General features: G+C 64.8%; 24 protein-coding genes. 9 read left to right on the top strand and 15 right to left on the bottom strand.

Annotated features, from left to right (window positions below; genetic code table 11):
- Position 1 precedes the first annotated feature (1 nt).
- Together EPL01_RS09320 and ilvA are read right to left on the bottom strand one after the other, a co-directional pair.
- Entirely contained in the window at positions 2-382 is a 381-nt protein-coding gene (locus EPL01_RS09320; protein WP_135824987.1) for a Rid family detoxifying hydrolase, read from the bottom strand.
- A gap of 452 nt (positions 383-834) precedes the next feature.
- On the bottom strand, positions 835-2,046 hold the full coding sequence (gene ilvA / locus EPL01_RS09315; protein ID WP_135824986.1) for a threonine ammonia-lyase: 1,212 nt from the start codon (positions 2,044-2,046) through the stop codon (positions 835-837).
- A gap of 426 nt (positions 2,047-2,472) precedes the next feature.
- Between ilvA and EPL01_RS09310 the strand changes: the two genes are divergently transcribed.
- Complete coding sequence (locus EPL01_RS09310; RefSeq protein ID WP_135825033.1) at positions 2,473-3,822, top strand: MATE family efflux transporter; 1,350 nt, start codon at positions 2,473-2,475, stop codon at positions 3,820-3,822.
- A 92-nt stretch (positions 3,823-3,914) separates the two neighbouring features.
- A complete protein-coding gene (locus EPL01_RS09305) occupies positions 3,915-4,490 on the top strand; it encodes a hypothetical protein (protein ID WP_135824985.1) in 576 nt (191 codons plus the stop codon).
- A gap of 347 nt (positions 4,491-4,837) precedes the next feature.
- Here EPL01_RS09305 and citZ read toward each other — a convergent pair whose 3' ends face one another.
- Positions 4,838-5,977 carry a citrate synthase gene (gene citZ / locus EPL01_RS09300; protein WP_135824984.1) on the bottom strand — a complete coding sequence of 380 codons (1,140 nt, stop codon included), beginning with the start codon at positions 5,975-5,977 and terminating at the stop codon, positions 4,838-4,840.
- A gap of 113 nt (positions 5,978-6,090) precedes the next feature.
- Between citZ and EPL01_RS09295 the strand changes: the two genes are divergently transcribed.
- Complete coding sequence (locus tag EPL01_RS09295; RefSeq protein ID WP_135824983.1) at positions 6,091-7,308, top strand: potassium channel family protein; 1,218 nt, start codon at positions 6,091-6,093, stop codon at positions 7,306-7,308.
- A gap of 27 nt (positions 7,309-7,335) precedes the next feature.
- On the opposite strand, the gene EPL01_RS09290 is transcribed toward EPL01_RS09295, so the two are convergent.
- The 6 genes from EPL01_RS09290 to EPL01_RS21555 all read right to left on the bottom strand — a co-directional run bounded on the left by EPL01_RS09290 (position 7,336) and on the right by EPL01_RS21555 (position 12,075).
- Positions 7,336-7,674 (bottom strand): DMT family transporter, encoded by a 339-nt coding sequence (locus EPL01_RS09290; RefSeq protein ID WP_135824982.1) that lies wholly within the window; start codon positions 7,672-7,674, stop codon positions 7,336-7,338.
- A gap of 105 nt (positions 7,675-7,779) precedes the next feature.
- Positions 7,780-8,073, bottom strand: a complete 294-nt coding sequence (locus EPL01_RS09285; protein ID WP_246045656.1) for a DUF7536 family protein — start codon at positions 8,071-8,073, stop codon at positions 7,780-7,782.
- Positions 8,074-8,415: 342 nt separating this feature from the next.
- Positions 8,416-9,690 (bottom strand): MFS transporter, encoded by a 1,275-nt coding sequence (locus EPL01_RS09280; protein ID WP_135824981.1) that lies wholly within the window; start codon positions 9,688-9,690, stop codon positions 8,416-8,418.
- A 118-nt stretch (positions 9,691-9,808) separates the two neighbouring features.
- Complete coding sequence (locus EPL01_RS22430; RefSeq protein WP_281275352.1) at positions 9,809-9,937, bottom strand: hypothetical protein; 129 nt, start codon at positions 9,935-9,937, stop codon at positions 9,809-9,811.
- A gap of 578 nt (positions 9,938-10,515) precedes the next feature.
- Positions 10,516-11,844: an MFS transporter gene (locus tag EPL01_RS09275; protein WP_135824980.1), complete on the bottom strand. Its 1,329-nt coding sequence runs from the start codon at positions 11,842-11,844 to the stop codon at positions 10,516-10,518.
- A 57-nt stretch (positions 11,845-11,901) separates the two neighbouring features.
- Positions 11,902-12,075, bottom strand: coding sequence for a hypothetical protein (locus EPL01_RS21555; RefSeq protein ID WP_168215851.1), 174 nt, complete (start codon positions 12,073-12,075; stop codon positions 11,902-11,904).
- Positions 12,076-12,198: 123 nt separating this feature from the next.
- Between EPL01_RS21555 and EPL01_RS09270 the strand changes: the two genes are divergently transcribed.
- The 3 genes from EPL01_RS09270 to EPL01_RS09260 all read left to right on the top strand — a co-directional run bounded on the left by EPL01_RS09270 (position 12,199) and on the right by EPL01_RS09260 (position 15,595).
- Positions 12,199-13,407: an inorganic phosphate transporter gene (locus EPL01_RS09270; RefSeq protein ID WP_135824979.1), complete on the top strand. Its 1,209-nt coding sequence runs from the start codon at positions 12,199-12,201 to the stop codon at positions 13,405-13,407.
- 76 nt (positions 13,408-13,483) lie between these two features.
- Positions 13,484-14,440 carry a succinylglutamate desuccinylase/aspartoacylase family protein gene (locus EPL01_RS09265; protein ID WP_135824978.1) on the top strand — a complete coding sequence of 319 codons (957 nt, stop codon included), beginning with the start codon at positions 13,484-13,486 and terminating at the stop codon, positions 14,438-14,440.
- Positions 14,441-14,443: 3 nt separating this feature from the next.
- Positions 14,444-15,595: a threonine synthase gene (locus tag EPL01_RS09260; protein ID WP_135824977.1), complete on the top strand. Its 1,152-nt coding sequence runs from the start codon at positions 14,444-14,446 to the stop codon at positions 15,593-15,595.
- A 78-nt stretch (positions 15,596-15,673) separates the two neighbouring features.
- Here the strand turns inward: EPL01_RS09260 and EPL01_RS09255 are convergent, their stop codons facing one another.
- Positions 15,674-16,984, bottom strand: coding sequence for a tRNA(Ile)(2)-agmatinylcytidine synthase (locus EPL01_RS09255; protein WP_135824976.1), 1,311 nt, complete (start codon positions 16,982-16,984; stop codon positions 15,674-15,676).
- Between the two features lie 150 nt (positions 16,985-17,134).
- Here EPL01_RS09255 and EPL01_RS09250 point away from each other — a divergent pair, with 150 nt between their 5' ends.
- Positions 17,135-18,094 carry a transcriptional regulator gene (locus EPL01_RS09250; RefSeq protein ID WP_135824975.1) on the top strand — a complete coding sequence of 320 codons (960 nt, stop codon included), beginning with the start codon at positions 17,135-17,137 and terminating at the stop codon, positions 18,092-18,094.
- Positions 18,095-18,110: 16 nt separating this feature from the next.
- Here EPL01_RS09250 and EPL01_RS09245 read toward each other — a convergent pair whose 3' ends face one another.
- From EPL01_RS09245 to EPL01_RS09225, 5 genes are all read right to left on the bottom strand, one after another.
- Positions 18,111-18,557, bottom strand: coding sequence for a hypothetical protein (locus EPL01_RS09245; RefSeq protein WP_135824974.1), 447 nt, complete (start codon positions 18,555-18,557; stop codon positions 18,111-18,113).
- Complete coding sequence (locus EPL01_RS22020) at positions 18,558-18,869, bottom strand: YuiA family protein (protein WP_135824973.1); 312 nt, start codon at positions 18,867-18,869, stop codon at positions 18,558-18,560.
- Between the two features lie 20 nt (positions 18,870-18,889).
- On the bottom strand, positions 18,890-21,172 hold the full coding sequence (locus tag EPL01_RS09235) for a prolyl oligopeptidase family serine peptidase (protein ID WP_135824972.1): 2,283 nt from the start codon (positions 21,170-21,172) through the stop codon (positions 18,890-18,892).
- A 363-nt stretch (positions 21,173-21,535) separates the two neighbouring features.
- Complete coding sequence (locus EPL01_RS09230) at positions 21,536-21,793, bottom strand: glutaredoxin family protein (protein ID WP_135824971.1); 258 nt, start codon at positions 21,791-21,793, stop codon at positions 21,536-21,538.
- Between the two features lie 336 nt (positions 21,794-22,129).
- On the bottom strand, positions 22,130-23,308 hold the full coding sequence (locus EPL01_RS09225) for an MBL fold metallo-hydrolase (protein ID WP_135824970.1): 1,179 nt from the start codon (positions 23,306-23,308) through the stop codon (positions 22,130-22,132).
- 225 nt (positions 23,309-23,533) lie between these two features.
- Between EPL01_RS09225 and EPL01_RS09220 the strand changes: the two genes are divergently transcribed.
- On the top strand, positions 23,534-24,631 hold the full coding sequence (locus EPL01_RS09220; protein ID WP_135824969.1) for a rhodanese-like domain-containing protein: 1,098 nt from the start codon (positions 23,534-23,536) through the stop codon (positions 24,629-24,631).
- A 110-nt stretch (positions 24,632-24,741) separates the two neighbouring features.
- On the top strand, positions 24,742-25,914 hold the full coding sequence (locus EPL01_RS09215; RefSeq protein WP_135824968.1) for an NAD(P)/FAD-dependent oxidoreductase: 1,173 nt from the start codon (positions 24,742-24,744) through the stop codon (positions 25,912-25,914).
- The last annotated feature ends 5 nt before the right edge of the window (positions 25,915-25,919 follow it).

Genomic DNA, 25,919 nt, shown 5'->3' with positions numbered 1-25,919 from the left:
GTTACTCGCTGGTGGCGATGGCCTCGATCTCGACGCCGACGCCCTTCGGGAGGTTGCCCGCCTCGACGGCGCTCCGGGCCGGTGGGTTGTCCTGGAAGTACTCCTTGTAGGCCTCGTTCATCTCGTCGAAGTCGTCGATGTCGTCGAGGAAGACGGTGACCTTCAGAACGTTCTGCATCGTCAGGCCCTCCTCTTCGAGGATGGCCTTGACGTTTTCGAGGCTCTGGCGGGTCTGGACCGCGATCTCCTCGTCGTCCAGCAGGTCGCCGTCGGGCGTCATCGGAATCTGGCCCGCGGTGAAGACCATGTCGCCGTTGGTCGTCGCCTGACTGTACGCGCCGACCGCCTCGGGCGCGTCCTGCGTGCTGATGATTCGCTTCATGTACGTATCATTCGCGCTATGGCACTTAAACGTAGGCGGGACCGACTGAGTGGAATCGTTCGTGAGTTCTCGATACTCTTCGACACGGCCTGCGGAATTCTCCGAGCGTCAGTAGAATCGGAGAAGTAGCGTTTAGAAAGCCCTCGCGCGGTTCGCCGCCGGAAGACATTCCTGCTCGGCCTTCGGCCTGCGCGGGCTGTGACTTCCGAGGTCACACTCGCTCCGCTCGCGTGACGGTCGCTCAGCGACATATTCCTCGCTCACTTCGTTCGCTCCGGATAGGGGTCGCTGAGACGACCACGGGCCTGTCGGCCCGCGAACCCCGCTCGCCCTTTCAGTCCACCAGGAATTCGGCTGGTTCGCCGGGCGCGACCTGTCGGCTGTTCCACCGAGCGTTCGCTGGTGGCTGTTCCACCGAGCGCCCGAAGGCCGGTTCGGCCGCAATCGCGGTACTACGCGATGACTTCCACGTCGAAGCCCTCCTCGCGGAGCGCAGACAGCAGTTCCTCGACGTGATCCCGGCCGCGGGTTTCGAGGTCTAACTCGACCTCTGCGGCGTTCATGGCGATGTCCCGCGAGGTCCGGTCGTGCTGGATGCCGTAGATGTTGGCCTGCTGGGCCGAAATCACGTCCAGCAGGTCGTCGAGCGCGCCGGGGCGGTCCTTGAGGACGGTCCGGACCTTGACGTACCGGCCGGTCTCGACCAGTCCGCGCATCACGACCGTCGTGAGGGTGTTCATGTCGATGTTGCCCCCCGAGAGGATGGGCACGATGACTTCGTCCTTGTCGTACTCGATGGCTCCCGAGAGGAGCGCCGCGAGGGGGACCGCCCCGGCACCCTCGACCAGCGTCTTGGCGCGTTCGAGGAGGTGGGTGACCGCGATGGCGATTTCCGAGTCCGAGACCGTCACGACCTCGTCCACGCGCTCCTCGATGACCTCGAAGGTGTTGCCGCCGACCTTCCGGGTGGCGATGCCGTCGGCGATGGTGTCCACCGAGTCGAGGGTGTGGACCTCGCCCTTGTCGAGCGACGTCGCCGCGCTGGAGGCCCCTTCGGCCTGCACGCCGATGACCCGCGCTTCGGGCTTCTGCTCCTTGATGGCGGTGGCGACGCCAGCGATGAGGCCGCCCCCGCCGATGGGGACCACGACCGTCTCGACCTCCGGAAGGTCCTCGATGATTTCCAGCCCGATGGTGCCCTGCCCGGCCATCACCATGTCGTCGTCGAAGGCGTGGACGTAGGTCCGGCCCTCCTCGGCTTCGAGTTCGTGGGCCTTCTCGGCGGCCTCGTCGTAGTCGTCGCCGTGGAGGACCACCGTCGCGCCGTAGTCGCGGGTCGCCTTGATTTTCGAGATGGGCGCGTTCTCCGGCATCACGATTTTCGAGTCCACGCCGCTCTTGGTCGCCGCCAGCGCCACGCCCTGCGCGTGGTTGCCCGCACTCGCCGTGACGACGCCCGCAGATTTCTCGTCGTCCGAAAGCGTCTTGACGCGGTTCGTCGCGCCCCGAATCTTGAACGACCCGGTGCGCTGGAAGGTCTCCAGCTTCAGGTGCATCTCTGCCCCTGTCATGTCCGAGAACGTGTGGGTGTAGTCCAGCGGCGTCCGCCGGGCCGTCTCCTCGACTCGCACCCGAGCGTCGAGAACGTCCGAGAGTTCTATCATGGCTCGAACTAATCGCGGTGCCTCATTAACAGTTTACCAAACAGTCGTGACGACCACGACTGCCACAGGCGATAGCCGTCGCTACCGAAGTTGGAACAGGGGGAAAGGGGGAAGTGGGCGCGAAGCGTGTGACGCGCACTTAGACGCTGTCACGGCAGACACTTAAAGCCACCGTGGACGGAGTGAAAGTAGAACCGCAGGAATGCGTCGGGGTCGGACCGATGTCTGACGGATGGCACACGGAGATGTCTGACGTAAAGCTGACGGCCGATCCACTCACGATTTCCGATACACTAAACCCGATTCCGTCGCACGAGCGAACCACGCATGGCCGAGTCCAGCCGAGGCGAGACTAGCCGGGCCGAGTCCGTCCGTACTCGCCTGTTCGCGGTCTGGCGGCGCGTCCTCTCGCTGTCGTGGCCCGTGATGGCCGAGCAGGTCCTCCGCACGCTGATGCGGACCACCGACATCGTGGTGACCGGCCTGTTCTCGCCCGCCGCGGTCGCGGCCATCGGCCTCGCCGACCTGTTCGCCCGCCTCCCGCTCCGCATCGGTCTCGGCCTCGGAAGCGGAGCCATCGCCCTGTCGAGTCAGGACACCGGCGCGTCGGAGCAGGCCCGAGGAGACGCCGACGACACAGGAACCAAGGCCACCGCGAACCGCGACGAGGCCATCACGCAGGCCCTCCTCGTCGGGACTCTGGCGGGGATTCCGTTCGTCCTGTTCGGCTTTCTCGCTGGCACGGACGCCATCGCCCTCCTCGGCGCACCAGAAAACGTCGCCGAGATGGGTGGCACCTACCTCGCGGTCATCTTCGCTACCGCGCCTGCCAGACACGTCGCACTCATCGCCGCCCGCTCGCTTCAGGGAACCGGCGACACCCGGACGCCGATGTACGTCAACGTCGTCTCGAACCTCCTCAACATCGGTGGGACGATTGCGCTCGGCCTCGGCGTCGGTCCCTTCCCGCGGTGGGAAATCGTCGGCATCGGCGTCGCCACCGCGTTCGGCAACCTGTTCACCGCGGTCGCACTGCTGGCGGCTATTCACGGACCATGGGCCGACGCCTCCTTCGCCCGGCCGACCAGCCCCACCATCGCCAAGCAACTGCTGTCGGTCAGCGCGCCTCGAATCGCCGAGGGCCTCGCGGCGACCATCGCCGAGTTCCCCTTCAACTCCATCCTACTCGCGTTCGGCACCGAGGTCAACGCCGCCTACCAAATCGGTCGCCGGATGCACCAGCAGGTCACGAGTCCCCTCTCGCGGGGCTACCACGTCGCCGCCAGCGTCGTCGTCGGGCAGGCGCTCGGCGAAGGCGACCCGGACCGCGCCCGGTTCGACGGCTGGGCGAGTTCGGCACTCGGCCTCGTAACGGTCGGCACCATCGGCCTCGCGCTCTTCTTCGGCGCGGAGTGGTTCGTTCGCCTGTTCACCGACGACCCCGCGACCCTCGACTACGCCGTGGACTTCGCTCGGGTCTACGGTCTGGCCTCGCCCCTCCTCGTCCTCTACGTCGTCCTCTCGGGGGCTTTGCAGGGCGGAAGCGACACCCGGACGCCCTTCGTCGCCCGGACCACCGGGATGTTCGGTTTCATGGTCGGGTTTCCGTGGCTCCTCGGCGTGCGCCTCGGATGGGGCGTCGAGGCGGTCTACGCGGGCATCGTGTTGTACTTCGCGTGGGCGTTGCTGGTGGTCGCAGCGGGGTTCCGGTGGGGTGGATGGGCCGACAAGGCGGCCGAGATGATGGAGGAGCGGGGGAGTGTGGAGGATGCATAAATAGTCAATTTTAACTATACTGATGCAGATTTATCAAATATCGGGTTAGTGCGTTCAGCAACGAAGCATGTCGTGTTCAGAGACTACTACGGATGAACGACGACGAGAAATCGGAAATCTATCGAACCGGGTACGAGGAACTTCAGAACACAGTTGAGAACCAGCTGTCGGACCAACACCAACTCAATCAACGAGCGATAGACCTAGCCAAAATCGACATTCTTGCGGTTAGTATCGTGGTTTCAGCGACAAGTCTCTCGCAGCAAATAACCGGTGTTCCGTTAGTACTTGCCGGAACTGGGGCACTACTACTTTCCCTTGGCTGTTGTCTCCAAGTATATCGCCCCCGCAAGTTCACGAATGGTATCGGTTCGGGAGCGGCAGACCAAATCGACCGGCTTGTGGAAGAAGAGGGAGGCCGAGTCGAGCATTATCGCAATCTCATGATTGCCTTCCAGAAAATGGTCGAGTATTCTAAGTCTTCGTACGATACTGAGGTCAAGCACTTCCGAAACGCATTATGGTCTTCCGCGGCGGCAATTCTTCTCTTTGCCGCGCTCGTTCCGCGGACGATAATTCGGAACTTCCCGCCGTCGTTGGACTACGTGATTGTTTTACTGGTCGTAGTTTCTCTATCCTACGGAAGATACTTGTATAACGACGACTGAAATGTGAACATGGCTGATGAAGAAGAGGACTCCGACGAAGGATACGAAATCAACTTCGTGGAAAAACGGAAGTCGGATGACGACGACTCGGAGTAGCTATTCGTAGCGATAGAGACGTTTCTCATTTCTCTACCCGACAATTTACATTTGTAGGCGATATAGTCACGAATGCAGTTGGTGTAGTGGGGTGCTGGCTCCCCGAAAGCCAGCGGAATCGTCTTTCTGAATCGATGAAAGTACTCTTCCACGGATTCCCGGAGGAGTCGGAACAGTATTGCTGAGAATCAGTTGACGGGTACTCAGAGCTGAACGACTAAGCAAAAGAGAATCGAAAACAGGCGTTCTATTTACCGCTCTTCGATGGGGACCCAGTTCTCCTGCTTCGACCCGGTGTACTTCGCGCGCGGCCGAATCAGGCGGTTGTCCTCGTACTGCTCGAGGACGTGGCCGATCCACCCGCCGACGCGGGACATGGCGAAGATGGGAGTGTAGAGGTCGATGGGGATGCCCATCTGGTAGTAGGTCGAGGCGGAGTAGAAGTCCACGTTCGGGGCCAGCCCCTTCTCGTTTTTCATGTACTCCTCGATTTCGACCGACATCTCGTACCACTTGGTGTCGCCCGCGGCCTCGCCGAGTTCCTCACTCTTCTCGCCGAGAATCTTCGCGCGGGGGTCCTTGACGTTGTAGACGCGGTGGCCGAAGCCCATGATGCGCTCGCCGCGGTCGAGGGCGTCGTCGACCCACGTCTTGGCGTCCTTGCCGCTCTCGTCGAGTTCCTTGAGCATCTTCATCACGTTGGCGTTCGCGCCGCCGTGGAGCGGTCCGGCGAGGGTGCCGACCGCGCTCGTGATGGCGCTGTGGAGGTCCGAGAGCGTCGAGGAGGTCACCATCGAGGAGAACGTCGAGGCGTTCAGGCCGTGGTCGGCGTGGAGGACCAGCGCCATGTCGAACGTCTCGGCCAGCACTTCGTCGGGTTGCTCGTCGTTGAGCATGTAGAGGAAGTTCTCGGCGTGGCCGAGGTCCTCGCGGGGTTCGACCGGGTCGTTCCCGTTCCGGATGCGCTTGAACGCCGCGACGATGGTCGGGATCTTCGCGGTGATGCGCTGGCCCTTCCGGAGGTTGACCTCGCGGTCGGTCGGCTCGGACGACGAGTCGTCGGCGTCGTAGGCCGAGAGCATCGACACCGCGGTCCGGAGCGCGGCCATCGGCTCCTCGTCGGCCTCGGCGAGTTTCCGGACCGTGTCGAGAACGTCCTCGTCGAGTTGGCGCTCGGCGGCCATCGACTCGGAGAAGTCGGCGAGCTCGTCCTCGGTGGGGAGTTCGCCGTGCCAGAGCAGATACAGCACTTCCTCGTAGCTCGCCTTCTGCGCGAGGTCTTCGATCTCGTAGCCGCGGTAAATCAGACGACCCTCGTCGCCATTGATGAAGCTGAGTGCTGATTCTGCGACGACGACGCCCTCCAACCCTTTCTTGACCTCTTCTGACATACCCTGATACTTCTCGGCAAGACCGGAAAAGCATTATCTTTCTTTCCTCTTACGAACGCCCGCCATTCAACCATCTACGAACGTTTTTATCGGGAGACGTACAACGTTCCGACATGGACCCGTCCGGCGGCGAAGTCGAGTACGAGCCCGTCAGCGTCAAGGAAGTGCTGGCGGAGATGAAAGACACCGCCGAACTCCTCATCGACCTCTCGTTTTCCGCGGTCCTCAACGGGAGCGACGACGTGGCCCGCGAGGTGCTGGACCTCGAAGCCCGGATGGACGTGCTGCAGATGCAGGCCCGGATGAGCCTCTTGATGGCCGCCAGAAGCCCGGAGGACGCCGAGCAGTTGGCTCCCGTGCTGGGCGTGGTCGGCGCGGCCGAGAAGATAAGCGACGCCGCGGGCGACATCGCCAAGGTCGTCTTGGAGGACATCGGCCTGCCCGAGGCGATGCGGGCCGCGCTCCCCGAGGCGGTCGAGACGCTGGTCCGCACGGAGGTCACAGATACCTCGGACCTCGCGGACCGAACCCTCGGCGACCTGAACGTCGAGACCGAGACCGGCGTGCGCGTCATCGCCATCCGTCGCGGGGACGACTGGCTCACCAACCCCGACCGCGATACCGACCTTCGCGCCGAGGACACGCTCCTCCTCCGCGGCCCCGAGGAGGGCATCGCGGACCTCTACCGGCGCGCGACCGGCGAGGAGTACGACCCGCCGGATCCGCCGGAACCCGGCATTCAGGACTTGGAGCGCGCCGTGGACTCCATCGTCCTGATGAAGAACATCAGCGAACTCGCGGTGGACTTGGCCTACGGGAGCGTCCTCTTCGACAGCAAGGAGGTGGCCGAGGAGGTGGTCGAACTCGAAGCCGAGGTCGACGCCCTCCAGTCGCGCTTCGAGGCGTGGACGCTCCGCGCTGCGGCGCGCGTCGAGGACCCGGTCTCGCTCCGTGGACTGGTCCATCTGGCCAACGCCACCGAGGTCATCAGCGACGCCGCGGTCGAAATCAGCGAGGGCGTCCTCCGGGGTCTCGGCACCCACCCGGTCGTCGAGCAGGCCGTCAAGGAGAGCGACGAGGTCATCGTCCGCCTGACGGTCGCGCCCGACAGCGAGTTCGACCGCGTGACGCTGGGCGACCGCGCGGTCAAGACCGAGACCGGAATGGGCGTCATCGCGGTCCGGCGGTCGGCCGACGGCGAGCGCGACTGGGTGATTCAGCCCGGCCCCGAGACGGAACTCCGCGCAGGTGACGTGTTCATCGCCAAGGGAACCCGGTCGGGCGCGGAGCGGTTGGCGGAGTTGACGGGGTCGGAGTACTCGGCGGAGTAGAGCGGTCGGCTTCGCAGTTTCTTCCCGCTAGTGCGCTGGCGAGTACGACTCCGAGAGGAGGTTCAGGACGAGGACGCCGCCGACGATGAGCGCCATGCCGACGACTCCGGCGAGGTCGATGGACTCCTCGAAGAACGCGACGCCGACGAGCGCGGCGGCCACGATACCCACCGCGGACCACGTCGCGTACACGAGGCCTATCGGGAGTTCTTGGAGGGTGAGACTCAGGAGGTAGAACGACCCGACGTAGCCGACCACGACCACGAGCGTCGGGAGAACGTTCTCGAACCCGTCCGAGAATTTGAGCGCGGTCGTGCCGGTAACCTCGGCGGCGATAGCCGCGCCCAGATACAGGTACTCTCGCATAGCCGACACGACTTCCGGGACCGAGTTAATGTTTACTTTCTGAATATAGTGGCGAACGTATCCGCGTCTGGACTTTGTATCGACGGAATCGCGCCGAGGAGGTTCCTACTGGCGCTCGTCCAGTCGCGGTCCGTCCTGTAGTCCCTCCTCCTTCGCCAGCCGATACGCCGACACGAGCGTCAGCACCGTCGTCGCCAGCGCGCCCAGCGTCGTGAGCAGGACGAATCCCAGTCCCAGATAGTAGGGCGTCGGCTGGCGCGTCCCCGGCAGGAAGACGAACAGCGCGAGGACCGTCGCGGTCATGAGCAGGGCGAACGCGAACCCGCGAACCGCGTTCTGGCGGACGTTTAGCGCCGCCGCGAAGTTGGCTCGCGGCCGGTCGGGGACGCTCTCTGACACGCTCGGAGGTTAGGAGCGCCGGATGAAAGGCGCGTCGGTTTTTGGCACTAAGAATTGTTTTATTGTCTTTCACATGTATTCATATATGTTTAACACCGATATATGATTCTCAGAGTCGAGGTAACTAGCTTCGGGCTCGAACACAGGAATCACCGCGACCGCACAGCACCGCCCCGCACCTCGTCCTCCCCAGCCTCCTCGTTCGCTCCGGAAGACTCGCTTCGCTCGTCTTCCGAATCGTCACTCGTCCGCCGGCAGAGACACGCTCTGCCGAGCCTTCGTTCGCTCCGCTCACGAAGACCTCGCGCACGTTGCTCGCGCGCGCCGGAGTGGTGAGGAATATCAGCCATCGAGTCCTCGGTCCGCCGCCTCACCCCGACCGTTCGCAGACGGAGGAACCCGCCGCTCCAGCGACAGCACGCCGACCCCAAGCAGGAGGCTCATCCCGACCAGCGCGGGCCAGAGCAGTCCCTCGACGCCGTAGTCGAAAAACGCGCCGCCGACCACCGGGCCGATGCCGAACCCGAGTCGCTTGGCGACCTCCAGCACCGAGAGTTGCGACCCGCGCTCCTCGACCGTGCCCGCGTCGCTCGCCAGCGCGGTGATGAGCGGCGCGTGCAGAATCTCGCCGACGGTCCGGAGGACCAGAAACGCGCCGACGAGTCCGACCCCGAGGAGGAAGGGCGCGCCTTGGGCCAGCACGATGGCGACGAAACTCGCGGCCCAGAACCCCGCCGAGAGCGCGAGGCCGCGGGTCCGCCGCCACGCCTTGACCCACGCGACGGCGGGCATCTGGAAGACGACGATGACCAGCGGGTTCAGGACGTAGAGGGTGCCCAACTGCTCGCTGGTCAGGCCGAAGGTCTCCTCGGCGAAGACGGGCACCGTACTCTGCATCTGAGCGTAGGCGATTGCGAACCCGACGTTCAGCACCGCGAGCGCCAGAATCGTGGGCTGGGTGACCGCGCGACTCCACTCTCGGAGGGTCGCGGCGAGCGAACTCTCAGCGCCCGCCGGGGTCTCTTCGCCCGCCGCCGCGACCCTCGGAAGTGCGACCGCGAGCAGGATTGCGACCACGCCGCTGGTCAGGCCGTCGGCGACGAACACGGCGGTCTGGGCGATGCCGTAGAGGACGCCGCCGACGACGAATCCCGACCCGAACCCGGCGTTGCTGGCGACCTTCAGGAGTCCGTAGGCCTGTTCGCGGTCGGCGTCCGGGGTCAGATCCGCGACCATCGCCTGACTCGCCGGTGCGAACAGTCCGGCCGCGAGGCCCGCCGCGGTCGCCGCCGCGATGAATCCAGGTGCAGTCGTCACCAGCGCGTAGGCCGCCAGCGTCGGGGCCGACAGCGCCATACTCGTCACCATCACGGGCTTGCGACCCCAGCGGTCCGCGAGGTACCCGCCGACGACGTTCCCGCCCGCGGTGGCCACGCTGTTGGCGAACAGGCCGGTACCGACCAGCGTGAACGCGATGCCGACCTCGCCGTAGAAGTAGAGCGTGGCGAAGGGATAGACGATGCCCGACCCGAGAACGTTGACGAACCGCGCCGCGGCCACGACGAAGACGGCCCGGTCGAACTCTCGGAGGTCGGCGAAGGAGGCGCGGAAGGACATCTGTCGGTCGGTATTCTCGGGTCGGTGAAAGGAGTTCGGGAACGCTTCCAGGCTTGCAAGCCGTTTTACTGTGTTTACCGGACGACACGCGAGAAAGAAAGAACCGGGTTCGGTTTCCTTACTCGGCTTGGAGGAAAATCACTCGCCCTCCGTAGTAGGCCGCCATGAGGGCGTAAGCCACTACGCGAACCCACTTGAGAAGCCGTTCGGGTACTGCCTGGTCGTCTTCGTTGTCGTCCGGGAACATACTTCCTCTTCGACCGGGGTTTCGCCACGATTCGACAGGGGCTACCATCCCGGCAGGCGTAGCTATATAGTCGATAACAAAAATATCTCCGATACGCCTCCATCTAACCGTTACTATTATGTTCGGTCACACGGTAATCTCGGACGTCGTCACATCTGGCAGGGGCGACTCACTGGCGATGCCAGTGGGGAGTCTGAGTCAGGGAACATACTTCCTTTCCGTTCTGACCGCTCAGTACCGAATGACGACGCTACGAATATGCAGGCGGTTCTTTCCCAGACGCGAGAAAGTACGACGGTCAGTGTTCCTTCGGCCAGTCACTCGCCGTGGCGGAACTGAGGCTGTCGGGAACAGCACAGATCGAGACGCCGAGCTCGGCAAGTTTGTGACGCCGATTCTCGAATTACCCGGCGCATAGGAAAGTCTCTCTGCGCTCTCGGTTGACGCATGGTCGTCTCTATTCCGCCAGGCACGCTCGTCTTCGTCGCGGTCGGGTGGTTCGGCACACTGTTTCTCGTTTGGTCGCTGTTGTACGCGGGCCGACAGCGCGAGCGCGTCTCCGAGCAGTCACGTCGCCGTCACTGATAGGCCGGTAGCTCCTTCCCGAACGCGAGAAAGTACCCCGTCCCGACCAGTCCAATCGCGGTCGCAAGCCCGAACGCCAACTGCGGCCCGCCCGGCGAGAGGCCGTAGAGCCACCCGCCGATGGCCGCGCTCGGGATGACCACCGCGTTCCGCGCGAGGTAGTACGACCCGACGACCCGACCCCCTGCGTTCTCCTCGGCCGGGCCGACGATGAGCGCCTTGTGCGCTGGCAGACCGGCGAATCGAAGCCCGGAAACCCCGAACAGGAGCGTGACGAGCGCGGTCTCCGAGAGCGGAATACCGGCGACGGTCAGGCCGCCCTCGGGCGCGTTGACCAGCAAAGCCGGGAAGACGGCGTAGACGACGAATCCGAGTGCGACGACCGGCTTGAGGCCGAACCGGCGGGCCGCCTTCGAGACGGGAATCATCACCACCAGCGCGACCGCCATCTCGACCGCCAGCAGGACCCCGAAGAAGGCGTCCGGGCCGAGGTAGCCGACCACGGGGAGCGTCGCGCTGACCTCCAAGACGTTCGTCACCACGAGGACGACGAAGACGTAAATCATCCCGTTCGCAAACCTGACCAGCGTGTCGCCGACCAGTAGGGGTCGCAGGACCGCGGGCATCCCTCGGAGGTCCGACAGCACCTGCTCGACGCCCTCGAAGGACTTGCCCAACGAGTCCTCGCTGGCGTCGTAGAGGAGGTGCTGGGCCACGGTCGCCACCAGACCGAACCCGGCCGCGACCGCCAGCACGTACCGGAAGCCGACGCCGAACTCGTAGACCGCCAGCAGGCCCGCCGCGAGGAGGGGACCGAGGAGGAACGCGGTCCGGCGGAAGGTCTCGGTGCTGGCGAATCCCGTCGCTAACTCCTCGGGCGGGACGCTCTGCTTGACGATGGCGAACGTCGCGCCGAGGCCGAACGACTTCCACGCTTGGGCAAGCAGGAGCCCCGCGAAAATCCACGCCCACGTCGGAACCGGGAGGAATTCGAACTCGGGCGCGAGAAACCACAGCAGAAAGCCGAGCGTCGAGGCCAGTCCGAACGCGGTCAGCGCGGTCCGCGACCCGACCCGGTCCGAGATGGCTCCGCCGGGGTAGGGGTAGACCGCGCCGATGAGGTTGCCCAGACTCCCGTAGAGACCGATGACGAGGCTTCCCGCGCCGAGAAACTCGAGGTACCGACCCATGTACCGCCCGGTCATCTGGAAGCCGAGGCTGAACGCGAACATCGCCAGCGAGAGGACGAGCACGTCGCGTTCTAGGGCGAGAAACTGCCGGAAGGCTGAGAGGGGGTCCGCCTGCTCTCGGTCGGTCGCCATGTGCGAGTGATTGGTGGGGGCGCCCCGATAAAAAGTTCGAGGACTAAGGACGAATCGTCAGCGTTCGGTCGGGAGGAGCGATTTCGCGGTGGAGATTCCCGAGGTGACCGTGGAGTAGACCGAGAGTTGCTCCGATTCGGGGTGCAGGTCCGGTGCGACAGTCTCCTTGACGACGAGACGGTCTGTGGGAGACGTCTCCTCCGTCACTCCCCAGTAGTCGTCGTTGACCACGCGAGGACTAGAATCGTGTCACCCGGTAAAAGTTACGACGGTCGCGCCGCCGCTCGAACGCGCGGCGAGGCTATCGAAACCGTAGCGGTTAACACCGAGACGTTTCCAAGCCTCTCGATAGCCTTGGTGGACCCACTTCTCCTCCTCAGCGTCGCACTGGTCGCCAGTCTGTTCATGTCGTGGTCTGTCGGAGCCAACAGCAACTCCGCGCCCATCGCCCCGGCGGTCGGTGCCAACGCGCTCAGCGTTCTCCGGGGCGCGTTGCTGGTCGGCATCGTCGCCAGCCTCGGCGCTGTCGCGCAGGGTGGCAGTATCTCGCACACTATCGGGACCGGCCTCATCGACGGTACCCACATCACGACGACGGCGGCCGCCGCGGCGTTGCTGACGGCCGCCTCTTTCATCGCGGTCGGCGTCAGAACCGGCTATCCGATTCCCGCGGCGTTCACCGTGACCGGAGCGGTAATCGGCGTGGGACTCGCGCTCGGCGGGTCGCTGGCGCTCGTCACCTACGGCCGGATTCTCGCGTTCTGGTTCTCGATTCCGATAGTCGAGGGCGGACTCGCGTTCGCCACCGCCTACCTGCTGGTCCGAACCGACGTTCCCGACGCGGTGACCGTCCCCGGACTCGCGGCCGTGGTCGGGTTCGTCGTTGCGAACGTTCGATTGACGCTCCTTCCGTCGCCCGACGGCGGACCCGCCACGCTCGCCCGGACCATCGCCGAGTCGGTATCGCTCCCGGTGCGGTCCCTCCTCGGCACTTTCACGGTCGGAACGCTCGCAGTGAGCGTGGTGTTCGCGGCCATCGCTGGCGGTCTCGTCTACGTCATGGTTTCCGGGTCCGAAACCCGGGGAATCCGGCAGTTCCTTGTCGGACTCGGACTGTTGGTCACGTTCACGAGCGGCGGGAGTCAGGTCGGCCTCGCCACGGGACCGCTGGAGACGGTGGCGACCTCGGAGTTCGGCGTGCCGGGGCTCGCGCTGCTCGGTCTCGGCGGATTCGGAATCCTCCTCGGCGCGTGGACCGGCGCACCTCGACTGATTCAGGCCGTCTCGAACGAGTACGCCGCGATGGGTCCGTACCGCTCGATAGCGGCACTCGTCCCGGCCTTCCTCGTCGCGCAGGTCGCCATCACGCTCGGCATCCCGATTTCGTTCAACAAGGTGATGGTGTCGAGCATCGTCGGGAGCGGATGGATCGAGGGGTCGGGATCGGTCTCGGGCGCGAAAACCGGATACACGGTCGCCGCGTGGGTCGGGTCGATGGCGGGCGCTGCCGCCGTTAGCTTCGCGCTGTATCACGTGTTGACGGTGGCTCTCGGCGGAGGATGACTCCTCCAACGAGCACAGATCGCCTACTTCGCCGAGACCGAACCGCTAAAGGGCGTGTAGGCGTCCGTTATGGGTAATGAAGACGCTCGGAACGGCGAGTGCGGCCCCCGGCGAGATGGATACCGGGCGGTTGCAGGTCGGCGAAACGCGCGACGGCGGCGAGTTCGGTCTGCCGGTCGCGGTCATCAACGGAGCGGACGACGGTCCGACGCTGTACGTGCAGGCGGTCAGCGACGGCGACGAACTGAACGGCCTCGGGGTCCTCCAGCGTGCCATCCCCCAAATCGACCCCCAGCGACTCTCCGGCACGATTCTCGTGGTCGGCATCGTCAACTACCACGCGTTTCAGGTGGCCGAACACCGCAACCCCATCGACGACACCAAGATGAATCGAACCTACCCCGGCGACGAGTCGGGGACCTCCAGCGAGCGCATCGCGGCGGCCACCTTCGAGGCGGCCTCGCGGGCCGACCTGATTCTGGACCTCCATCAGGGCTCGACGAGTCGGATGCTCAACGAGGTCCGGGTTCGATGCGGCCAGCGCCATCGACTCCACGACGAGTGTCTGGAACTCGCCAAGGTGTTCGGCTGCGGTCACGTCTTAGACCAGAAGGGGCCGGACGGCCAACTCGCCCGCGCCGGGCCGGACGAGGGCATCCCGACCATCGACCCCGAACTCGGCGGGTGCGTCGGGTGGGACGAGGAGAGCATCCAGTACGGCGTCTCGGGCCTGTTCAACGTCCTGCGCTACTACGGCTTCCTCGACGGCGACGTCTCCCCCGACTCTCAGATTCGCGCGACCGGATTCGACCGCTACGGGTCGCCCTCGGGCGGCATCGTCCGGTTCCGCAAGGACCTCGGCGACGTGGTCGAGGCGGGCGACGTTCTCTTCGAGGTGACGAATCCTTTCGGCCAGTTGAAAGCCGAGGTCACCGCCGACGACCGCGGCGTCTTCTGGCGCTCGCGGAGACTGCCCCAAGTGGCGACCGGCGAGTACGTCTGCTCGGTCGGAACCGATGTGGACGAGTTCTGAGCGATGCCCGCGGAAACTTCTCCTTCGGACCTGACCTGCCCGGATTGCGGTCGGACCTACGACGCCGGTACGGACGAACCGTGGCGCTGTGACTGTGGTCATCCCCTCGAATTTGCCGACCGGCCCCTGCCTGACTCTACCGCGTCCGACTCCCCCGCGTCCGACTCCCCCGCACCCGACTTCGCGGACCTCGACACTCGCGCTGGCCTGTGGGCTTTCGAGGAGTTCCTGCCCATCTCCCCAGAGGTCACGCTCGGCGAGGGGTTCACGCCCCTGCAGGCGACTGACTCGGACAACTGGGGGGAGAACGTCCAGTTCAAACTCGAATACGTCTTCCCCTCGGGGAGTTTCAAGGACCGCGGCGCGACCGCGACCCTCTCGCGGGCCGCCGAGTTGGGCGTCGAGAAGGTGGTCGAGGACTCGTCGGGCAACGCTGGCGCGGCCATCGCCCAGTACGCCGCCCGCGCCGGAATCGACGCCGACATCTACGTCCCGGCCGACGCCAAGGACTCGAAGCTGGCGGCCATCGAGCGCGTCGGCGCGAATCCGATTCGCGTCGAGGGCACCCGGCAGGACGTGACCGACGCCTGTATCGAAGCAGTCGAATCCGATTCCGAGGCTGGCTGGTACGCAAGCCACGCCTGGAATCCCGCCTTCTTCGCTGGCACCGCGACCTTCGCCTTCGAAGTCGCGGCCCAGCGCGACTGGCAGGTCCCCGACGCCGTGGTGACGCCCCTCGGCCACGGCACGCTCTTCCTCGGTGCCTACCGGGGCTTCCGCGCCCTGAAGGAGGCCGGGTGGACCGACCGGATGCCCCGCTTGCTGGGCGCGCAGGCCGCCGGATACGCACCGATTGCGGAGGAGTTGCACGGCTCCGCTTCGGGTGAGAACTCGGTCGCCGACGGCATCCAGATTCTCGACCCCGCCCGGAAAGACCAGATTCTCGACGCCGTCGCGGAGACCGACGGCGACGCCGTCGCGCTCGATTCGGACCCGGTCGCCGAGGCGCTCGACCGCCTCCACCGCGGCGGATTCTACGTCGAACCGACCTCGGCGGTCGCACCCGCCGCGCTCGCGGAGTTCCGCGAGCGCGGGGTGCTGGATTCGGGCGACGACGTGGTGGTCCCCCTGACGGGGAGTGGACTGAAGTCGTGAGCTTCGCCGGCCGAAACAAATCTATAGGTGTCTCTCGGACACCAAAACAATTATAAAAGAAATAATAAGAATGCTGTATTACTTCTCCGGGTGAATCGGCGCGTCGAATCCGCCCCGAATCAACGGCTTGGCGATGTGCCGACGAGCTTCCGGCGGCACCTCGTACCATCCCTTCTCTAACTCCCGGCCCACCTCGCGCTCGACCTTCCCCGGCGCACTCGTCTCGCAGTCCCGACACCGGTAGCCTTGACCTGCTCCGGCGCTCTTCATCGACCGGCCGCAATCGGGGCAGTCGGGCGTGACGAGTTCGGTCGAGTTCAGTTCTCTGACGGCGAACTTTTCGAGCTTCAGGGTCCCGTCTGCGACCTCGCCGCAGGCCGTGATGCGGTCGCCGGGCCGGAGGTCACGAACTCGGTCGCGGAATCGCTTGGTGGGTTCGAAGGCGGCGCACCGCAACGCTTCAGTTTCCTCTTCGAGCGAGAAGAAGACGTGCCCGCCGCGCCGGTTTTCCGGCTCCTCGGCGACTGTGCCCGTCACGCAGTAGGCTCGGCCGTCCTCGACTTCCGAGAGGGACCCGTCTCGGAGGTGGGCGTCGGTACCCTGATTCGTCACGAAGAGGACCCGGCGCTCGACCGGTTCGCTCTCGATTGCCTCGGCGACCTCGCGGACGGTCTCGGGGTCGTCGCCCCGAATCCCGTGGAGAATCGGGCCGGGCGTGTGCGGGACGCAGACCAACTCGCCGGTCTCGCGGTCCACGGTGTCCCACGCCGCGGGGTAGGCCGCGTTCGCGGCCTCGAAGACCGAGTCGGCGTCAACCTCGCGGGGCGTGCCGACGCGCTCGGGTTCGCGGTAGGAGATGCACTCGTAGGTCCAGTCGGCCCCGCCGACCCCCGTCTTCGTGCCGCCGACCGCCCCGTCTTCGCCGAAGGCACGCCACGCGCCGACCGCGGCCAGCGCGCCGATTTTTCCGCGGCCCATCTTCCACCCCGCGCTCCGGTAGCCAGCGTCCTCGACGATTTGCTCGGCGTCCTCGACTTCGTGGAGGTCTCGGACCGCTTTCTCGGCGAACTCGGCGACCGATTCGGGAACCGCCTCGGGAGTCCCCGGCGCGACGACGAGGCCGGGATTGGTCCGGGGGTCGTCGGTTTCGGCGACTGCCGCGACCTCCTCGCGGGCGATTTCGAAGGCCGTCTCGGAATCTGCGTCGGTGTGGACCGCGAGCGCGGCGTTCCCGCGGGTCTTGTGTTCGACCGCGGGATTGAGCCGAACCAGAAGCAGTCGCTCGACGCTGGCGACTTCGGCCGCGCGCTCGGCGATTCTGGCCGCCAGATAGGTGGTACACATCCCGCGATCTCGGGAGTCGGTGTCGTCCACGCCGATGACCGTCACGGTCCTCGCTTGGCGCGTGTCGGGTTAACTACTTTCGGAGCGCACCCGTCTATCATTATCAAGCTATCGCTCCTCTCGGGCCGAATCGCAAGCAGTCTCGGGGGTACAGCCAGCACAATGCATATATAGGGGAATCACTTACATGCGGATATGTCCCGGTCTGCACTGGTCGGGAACGTGACCGCAATGCTCGAAGATGCGGGATTCGTCGTTAGCGACCGGTGCGCAATTCGACCCAAGAGCTTCGACGTGGCCGCACGACGCGGCCCAGACCTGCTCTTGCTGAAGGTTTTGGCAAACGTAGATGCATTCGACGACGCGACGGGGCTGGAGATGCGCCGCCTCGGCGAGTATCTCAGCGCGACCCCGATCGTCGTCGGACTTCGGACCCGCGACGAGGAGTTAGAGCCGGGAGTCGTCTACTTCCGACACGGCGTTCCGGTCCTGAGTCCCGACACCGCGATGGAACTGTTCGTTGAAGGCATGGCCCCGCTGGTCTACGCCGCGCCCGGCGGCCTCTACGTCAACATCGACGGCGACGTACTCCGCGACGAGCGCGAGGACCGCGACTGGAGCCTCGGCAGACTCGCCAACGAGTTGGGCGTCTCGCGGCGCACCGTCTCGAAGTACGAGGACGGCATGAACGCCAGCGTCGAGGTCGCGCTCGAACTCGAAGACATGTTCGAGGGCGACCTCACCAGCCCCGTGGACGTCCTCGACGGGGCCGACGAGGTCCGCGAGGGCGACCCCACGCCCGAGGACCCCGAACCCGAGGACGACGACGAGCGCATCGTCACCGTCCTCACCCGCGCCGGGTTCGAGGTTCACCCGACGGTCCGAGCGCCCTTCAAGACGGTCAGCGAGGACAACGACAGCGAGCAGAACGTCCTGACGGGCCACTCGGCGTTCACCAAAGCCGCCGAGAAGCGCGCCCGAATCATGTCCTCCATCGGGCAGGTCGCCCGGACGCGCTCGGTCTACTTCGTGGACGAGGCCAAGCGCGAGAGCGTCGATGGCACCGGACTGGTCGAGCGCGAGGAGTTGGAGTCCATCGACGACCCCGACGAACTGCGAGACCTGATTCGAGAGCGCGGCGAGAAACCGGCCTGAGTCTGTTTTTCTGATGTCAGTCCCTGTCCTTGCGTTTATGGTCCATGTAGAAGAGCCACGCTACGAGTAGGAACATCCCGACTAATAGTGCGATAGCGAAATTCTGAGCCATTACCGCGGTTTTTAGACCTAAAAACGGGACGCGCCAGCTCCCTAACTGAAATGGGTCTACTTTCGAGAGTCCAACGGCCAAGAACCAGCTTACGATACTACCGAACCCCAGATATATCGTTGCTCGGCAACACTTTCTGTAGAGCCAAACTGCCCGGAGACTCCACGCCCACCGATGCACGTCTTCCGGCGAAACATCTGTGGTCTGTTCGACAGATGCCGTGACGAAATCCTCTATATCCGTACAATAGGTGAGGGTCTCGTCGTACGTCTTGTATCGGAACGTCACGAGCAACGCGAGGACAGCGAAAGGAATAGGGAGAAGAGTCTTTAGAAACGAGATGCCGTCCATTTATTCGTCATTTTTGACTCTCCTCTCAAAATCGTTATCATCTCCGTCAGTCGAACTGGCAAATGCCGCACCGAGAACACCTCCGACGACAGCACCGACGGGACCGCCGACGGCAGCGCCGAACAGGGCACCGCCAGCACCGCCCATCGCCTGCCGCTCACCTTTCGACATCCGCTCGTGGAACTGCTTATCTACGCGGCCACTTCCACTACAGACAGGACACGTTTCCGTCCTGCCCTCCGTCTGAACGTGGCCGTTTCCGCGACAGGCGGGACATAGCTTCGTGTCCGACGCCGCCGGTTTACTACTCATCATCCTATAATTTGACCCCCTCAACAAAAATCTTCATGGTCATTCTCTCCACAGCGGTCTTGACCTTTCTCCCTCTCGTTATCGCTCGATGTTTTCCTCGCCTCACCCATCCCGAGACACTCGTAGAAGAACGTCCACTTCTCGACTTCCTCGACAACCGCCGAGGAGGCCGTCCGACCGACCCCGTGCCCGGTGTCGGTCTCGGTCCGCAGGAGGAACGGCCCGCCTTCGCCCTCGGCCTGCATCTGGGCGGCCATCTTCCGGGCGTGGGCCGGGTGGACGCGAGTGTCGTCCATCGCGGTGGTGAACAGGACCGGCGGGTACTCGACCCCGGCCTCGACGTTGTGGTAGGGCGAGTAGTCCCGGAGATACTCGAACGCTTCGCTCTCCTCGGGATTTCCGTACTCGCCGGTCCACGACGCGCCCATCCCGAGGCGGTGGAACCGGAGCATGTCGAGCAGGGGCACCGCGCACCGCGCCGCGGCCCAGCGGTCGGGACGCTGGGTCACGACCGCGCCGACCGAGAGGCCGCCGTTCGAGCGCCCCGAGACCGCGAGTCGGTCGGGATTGGTGTAGCCCTCCTCGCAGAGGAGTTCCCCGGCCGCCAGAAAGTCCTCGAAGGTGCGCTGTTTGTCCGCTAGCATCCCCGCCTCGTGCCACTCCTCGCCGTACTCCTGTCCGCCGCGAGCGCAGACCTGAGCGTAGACGCCGCCGTCGGCGAGGAAGGGGACGCGATAGCGGTCGAAGCTCGGCGGTCTGCTCGACCGGAATCCGCCGTAACCGTAGAGGACCGCCGGGTTGTCGCCGTCGAGGGTCGCGTCCTCGCGGTGGCAGACGAACACCGGAACCTCGGTTCCGTCGGCCGACTCGGCGAACGTCTGGCGGACGACCAGATTCTCCGGCACGTCCACGTCGATTCGCTCTAACTCCTGCCGATTCCCTGCGGCGGGGTTCCGGTCGTCTACGCTGGGATTCGCCCGGACCAGCGTCGGCGGGTGGTGGAAGGACTCGACCCGATAGAAAATCTCCTCGGCGGCGTCGTTGCTCCGCAGGCCCGACACCGAGGCGTAGTCGGGGAGCGTGATGTCGCGGCAGTAGGAATTTTCGCTGTGGCCGCGCTCGTAGACCGCCAGCCGCGAGTGGGCGTCTTCGAGGTAGTGCGCGACGACGTGGTCGGGCGTGACGGCGAACGATTGCAGGACGCCCTCGCGCTCGGGAAGCACCGTCTCGCACTCGGCCAGCGAGAGGTCGCCCGCCCGGAATCGGTCGAGCGAGCAGGCGAGGACTCGCTTTCGCGGGGCCTCGTGGTCGGTCTGGAGGAGGACGGTCCCGTCGTGGAACACCGCGAACGTCTCGGCGTCGCTGTCCTCGATGACGGGCCGGAGTTCGCTTTCAATGTCATCTTCGACGCGGACGTACCAGTCGGTGCCGCTCACGTCGTGGAGCGCGACCGCCAGCGTCCCCGACTCGGGGTCGGTCCGAACCAGCGGCCAGACTTGCGAGTCGTCGTGTTCGAGGAGGACCGCCTCGGTCCCGTCGAATCGCCAGTAGCGAATCTCCTTGTCGGCCTGCGAGTCCGCGGTCCCTTCCGTCTCCTCGGCTTCACCCTCACCGCCGCCGTCGCTCGCGCACCCGGTGGCGACGTAGTAGAGGCCTCGACTCTCGCCGTCCCACGCAACCATGCCGGGGCTGACCGCATCGAAGCCGACGAATCCGCGGCTGACGCGCCCGCAGTCCGCTCGCACAGCGACCTCCTGCACGTCTTCTTCCTGTCCGACCGTCTTCTCGCCGCCGGGCACGCTGGCGACGCGAATATCGACTTGCTCGTCGCCGCCCTCGGTGACGCCGTAGGCGACGAACTCGCCGTCGTGAGACGGCAGGAACCACGGCATCGACTTCGGGGGCGCGTCCTCGGAGTTACCGTCTCCGCCGTTGCCCGGCCACCGGTTCGGGTCCACGAGGAGAGTCTCCTCGCCCTCTGGCGACTCGCGGACGACCAGTCGCGCGTGGTCGTCGCCGGGGCGTCTGACCGTCTGGAAGTACCGACCGCCAGCGACCTCGACGGGACCGTACTCGGCGACGTCTGCGAGGTCGGCCAGCTTCGAGCGCAGACGCTCTCTGGTCGGCGTGTCGAGATGCGCGTCGGCGTACTCGTTCTGCGCCGCGGTCCACGCCCGGACCGCCTCGCCGTCGCCCTCCAGCCAGCGATAGGGGTCGGCAACCTCGGTCCCGCGGACCTCCTCGGTGACGGCCTCGCGCCGGGTCTCCGGCGGGTCGGACGACTCCTCTGAAGTCGGTGACATGTCGAGGAGGTTCGGAGACGGCCTCAAAAAAGCGTGCGGTCCCGTGGGACGCAGTGGCTCGATTCGTGTTGTCCTTTAGCCGCGTCGCTTGGCGGTACAACCGACCCCTGGCGGACTGAAAGGGCGAGCAGGCCTCGCGTCCGGCGTGGTCGTCTCAGACAGGCACTATTCGCCGCGCGCAGTTCTGCGCGCGGCGAATATCCTGCTGAGCGACCGCGAGGCCTGCGAGGGCTTTCTTCGTCGTCGCGTATTACACAAAGACTGCCATATATCCGGGAAAGAATGAAGAACAATTGTTAAACAATCCTAGAGTTGGTTACGCCGTCCCTCTGAAACCGACTCCCACTCGCCAGAAAAACCGCTTCAGGCCGCGCCGTTGCCGTAGGTCTCTTCCAGATACTCCACGATGTCGCTGCTCTCGGGCATGCCCTCGACGCCGTGGTCCTCGTCCACGATGACGGGGACGCCGGTCTGGCCGCTGACCTCCTCGACTTCGGTTCGCTGGGCGTGCGAGCGCGGGACCTCGATAACGTCGTAGTCGAGGCCCAACTCGTCCAACTTGTTCTTGACCTTGGCGCAGAACGGGCATCCCGGCAGGTCGTACAGCACGATGTTCGACATATCGCGGGATAGTCGTCTCGGAGACAAGAGCGTGATGGTGTCGGTAGCGCGTGTCGGAATCGACGACGCGAGCGCGGTCGCGGCTCGTCGTCGGCGAGAGCGAAGCCGCGGCTCGGTCGATAGCGAGAGCGCCCGACCTACCTCGGGGTCGGGCGACCCAGAAACTGGAATGGGAAGCGAATGGGAACGTCGCTACGGAGTGTGGACGCTGGAATCGAGGTCCGGGCCGGAATCGAGGTCTAGGTTAGTGCCGAGGTCAGGGTTGGAATCTCGGCCCGGATTGAATCCGCGGTCCGGGTGTTCGGAACCGCGGTCAGGCTGGGACGCCGGTTCGGTTTAGTCGTCCGCGACGACGCTCTCCTCCGTGGCGGCACACCGGTTCGGGCCGAGTTCGAGTTCGTTCTCCTCGTCCTCGTCCTCGGGCGTGTAGCTCCCCTCGTTGGTGGCGATGACCGTCTCGTAGTTCGGGGGCTTCGACGGGAGGTTCTCGAACATGTGTTCGACGAACTCGTCCTCGTCGAGGCGGAGAATCTCGTTGGACTCCCAGATTTCGCCGACCGTGGACATCATGGGCAGGCCCGGCGTCACGTCGACGTACTCGCCGTCGTCCGTGACCGAGAAGTGTCCCGGCAGGATTTTCACGTCGTCGGGCAGGGACATGATGACCTTGTGGAGCGTCTCGTACTGGACGCGGGCACCGTCGCGGGCGTCGGCGTCGGCGAACTGGAGTTCGGTCCGACCGATGGACTCAACGAACAGCGTGTCGCCCGTGAGCAGGGCCTCGTCCTCGACCAGCCACGAGGTCATGCCCGTGGTGTGGCCGGGCGTGTGGACCGACTTGATGCTGACTTCGCCCACATCGACGCTGTCGTTGGGGTCGATGCCGTCGAAGTCGTAGGTCGGGTCGCGCGTCTCGGCGGGCTGACCGAGGTGGTACGGGACGCCGAGTTCGTCGGCGAGTTCCCGACCGCCGGAGATGTGGTCGGCGTGGACGTGGGTGTCGAAGACCCGCGCGATGTCGAAGCCGCGCTCCGCGGCGGCCTCTTTGAACGTCTGGGTGGCGCGCGTCACGTCGATTGCCGCGGCCTTGCCGGTGCGCTTGTCACCGACGAGGTAGCCGAGACAGCCCTTCGAGCGCCGCTGAAGCTGGAGGATTTCCACGTCGTCGTCCTTGGTCGAGATGGGAACCACGTCGTAGACCATGCTCCAGGCCTCCATGCCGCCCTCGACGGTCTTGACGTTCTCGAAGCCCTCCGCTTCGAGCCACTCGGCGAACGAACTCGCCGAGTTCCCGGTCGCACAGATGGTGATAATCTCGTCGTCCTTCGATAGCTCCTCGCGGAACGAATCGAAGTCGCCGACCAGTTCGTCGTTCGAGCCGGAGTACTCGACGTTTACTGCCTCGGCGATGTGCCAGTCGTCGTAGTCCTCCGGCGCTCGCGTGTCGAAGAGCGTGAAGTCGTCGTCCGCGTCGATCTTGTCTCGAAGCCGTTCGACGGTGATCTCCTGAACCATTACAGTATCTTGTATTCACCGTACAATATTAAGGGTTGGTCAGAACTCTCTTGTTTCCGCTTCTCTCGCAAATACTGCCGCACCGACGGAGGTAAGCAACATTATTTCCGCTTCCCTGACTTCCGGCCTCGAACGACCGGCGTAGATGTGCGCGCGATTGAACAACTGGTCCAGACGGACCGTCAATCACATAACCGGTCGGCGGGTACTAGGTCTCAAATACCGATGGCGATTTCCGACGACGTTCGAGAGAAACTCGAGGACCTCCCGCCCAGTTCCAAGTTCATCTTCAAGACGCTCGAACGCCACGGGCGTGCCACCCAGAAGACCCTCATCGAGGAGACGATGCTGTCGGCCCGGACCACCCGATACGGCATCGAGAAACTGGAGGAGGCCGGACTGGTCGAGTCGATGCCCGCCCTGCACGACGCGCGCCAGACGTGTTACGAACTGACCGTCGGCGGCGGGCACGAGTACGCCAACGACGTGCTGGTCGAGGCCGAGTGGGTACGGGACCGACTCGACCGGTTCCGGAGCGACGACCCGGCCTTCCGACTCGTGGAGGTGGATACGACCGGGTCCTACGAGGAGTCTCACATTCCCGGCGCGATTCGCCTCGACTGGCAGACCGACCTGACCGGCGAGAACGGCCGTGGTATTGCTCCGAAAGAACAGTTCGAGGACCTGCTAGGCGAACACGGCATTACCGACGACAGCACCGTCGTCCTCTACGGCGACCAGTCGAACTGGTTCGCGGCCTACGCCTACTGGCTGTTCAAGTACTTCGGCCACGAGAGCGTCTCGCTGTTGAACGGCGGGCGGAACTACTGGCTGGAACTCGGCTATCAGACCACGACCGAGGTCCCGGCCTTCTCGACCCAGACCTACGAGGCGCGCGGTCCCTTCGAACACCTTCGCGCGAGGCGGGACGACGTCGAGGCCGCGCTGGTCCAGGACACGAAACTCCTCGACGTTCGGAGCGCCGCCGAGTTCTCCGGCGATAGGCGCTCGCCGCCCGACGCCGACGCCCCCGAGACGATGGTCGGCGGTCACGTCCCCGGGTCGGTTCACTTGCCGTGGTCGGAAGTGGTCGACGACGACGACGGGCGATTCAAGAGCGAGTCGGAACTCCGGCGGCTGTTCGAGGAGGAGGGCATCTTCCCGAACGACGAGGTCATCGTCTACTGCCACCTCGGCGAGCGCTCGGCCGTCGTCTGGTTCGTCCTCTCGGAACTGCTGGGCTACGACGACGTGCGCAACTACGACGGGTCGTGGACCGAGTGGGCCAACCTCGTGGACGCCCCGGTCGAGACCGACGAGTAGCAGTCGAACTCCGGTTAGAATTTCCTCTGTCTACGGTTTTGGGGACGGTACACAAGATTATTGTTGCTATCTCTCTATTAATCGGTATGGAGTCCCAAGAAACAGTCGGTATGACAAAAATTGCCGTTCTCGGCGCTGGCACCGGCGGTGCGATGACCGCGAACATCCTCCGGCGAAAGCTAGACCGAGACGAGGCGGACATCACCGTCGTAGACAAGAGCACGAAACACCTCTACCAGCCGTCCTTCTATCTCCTCCCGTTCGGCTACCTCGACGCCGAGGAGCAGGCCCGGGACGTGACGGAGCTATTCGACAACGGTATCGAGTTCGTCAACGACGAAGTCGTCGGCGTGAATCCCGACGAGAAGACGGTCGAACTGGGCGACGGGAATCTCGACTACGACTACCTCGTCGTGGCGACCGGCCACCGCCTCGACCCCGAGGCCACCCCCGGCCTGCTCGAAGGCTGGCAGGAGACCGACTCCGTCTTCCCCTTCTACCACTACGAGGCCGCGATGGAGATGCAGGAAGCCCTCGAGGACTTCGACGGCGGCACCTTCGTCGTCACCCAGCCGGACACCCCCATCAAGTGCCCCGGCGCGCCGCTGAAGATGACGATGCTCGCCGACGACTACCTCCGGCGGAAGGGCATCCGCGAGGAGTCCGAGGTCGTCATGACCCGGAACGCCGACCATCACTTCGGCGTCCAGCCCTACCGCGAGAAACTCTACGACCTCTGGGACGAGCGCGACATCACGTTCGAGGCGAACTTCTCGGTCGAGGAAATCGACCCCGACGCTCAGGTCGTCCACAGCGCCGACGGTCGGGAACTCGAATACGACTTCCTCGCGCCGGTCACGCCCCAGTACGGCCAGAAAGCCATCACGGAGAACTCCCCGCTGGCCGACGGGAGCGAGGACGGCGAGTACGTGACCATCGACCAGCACTCGCTCCAGCACACCGAGTACGACGACGTGTTCGCGCTGGGCGACTGTGAGAACGCACCCCACTCCAAGACGGCGGCCGCCGCCCGGAAGGAGGCCCACGTGGTCGCAAAGAATATCGCGTCGCTCATGGAAGACAAGCCGATGAAAGCGGAGTACGACGGCTACGCGGCGTGCCCGCTCCTGACCCAGAAGGGCAAGGCGATGATGGCGGAGTTCGACTACGAAGACAGCATCTCCGCGCCCGTCGAGAGCAAACTCAACTGGATTCTCGACGTGAACGTCCTGCCCAGCGTCTACTGGAACCTCTGGCTCCGGGGCTACGACCCGCTCCCGTAGGTGGT

The sequence above is a fragment of the Halorussus ruber genome (genome assembly GCF_004765785.1).
Classification (GTDB): domain Archaea; phylum Halobacteriota; class Halobacteria; order Halobacteriales; family Haladaptataceae; genus Halorussus; species Halorussus ruber.
The sequence above is the reverse complement of the archived record's forward strand: the minus strand, read 5'-3'. Positions and strand labels throughout refer to the sequence as shown.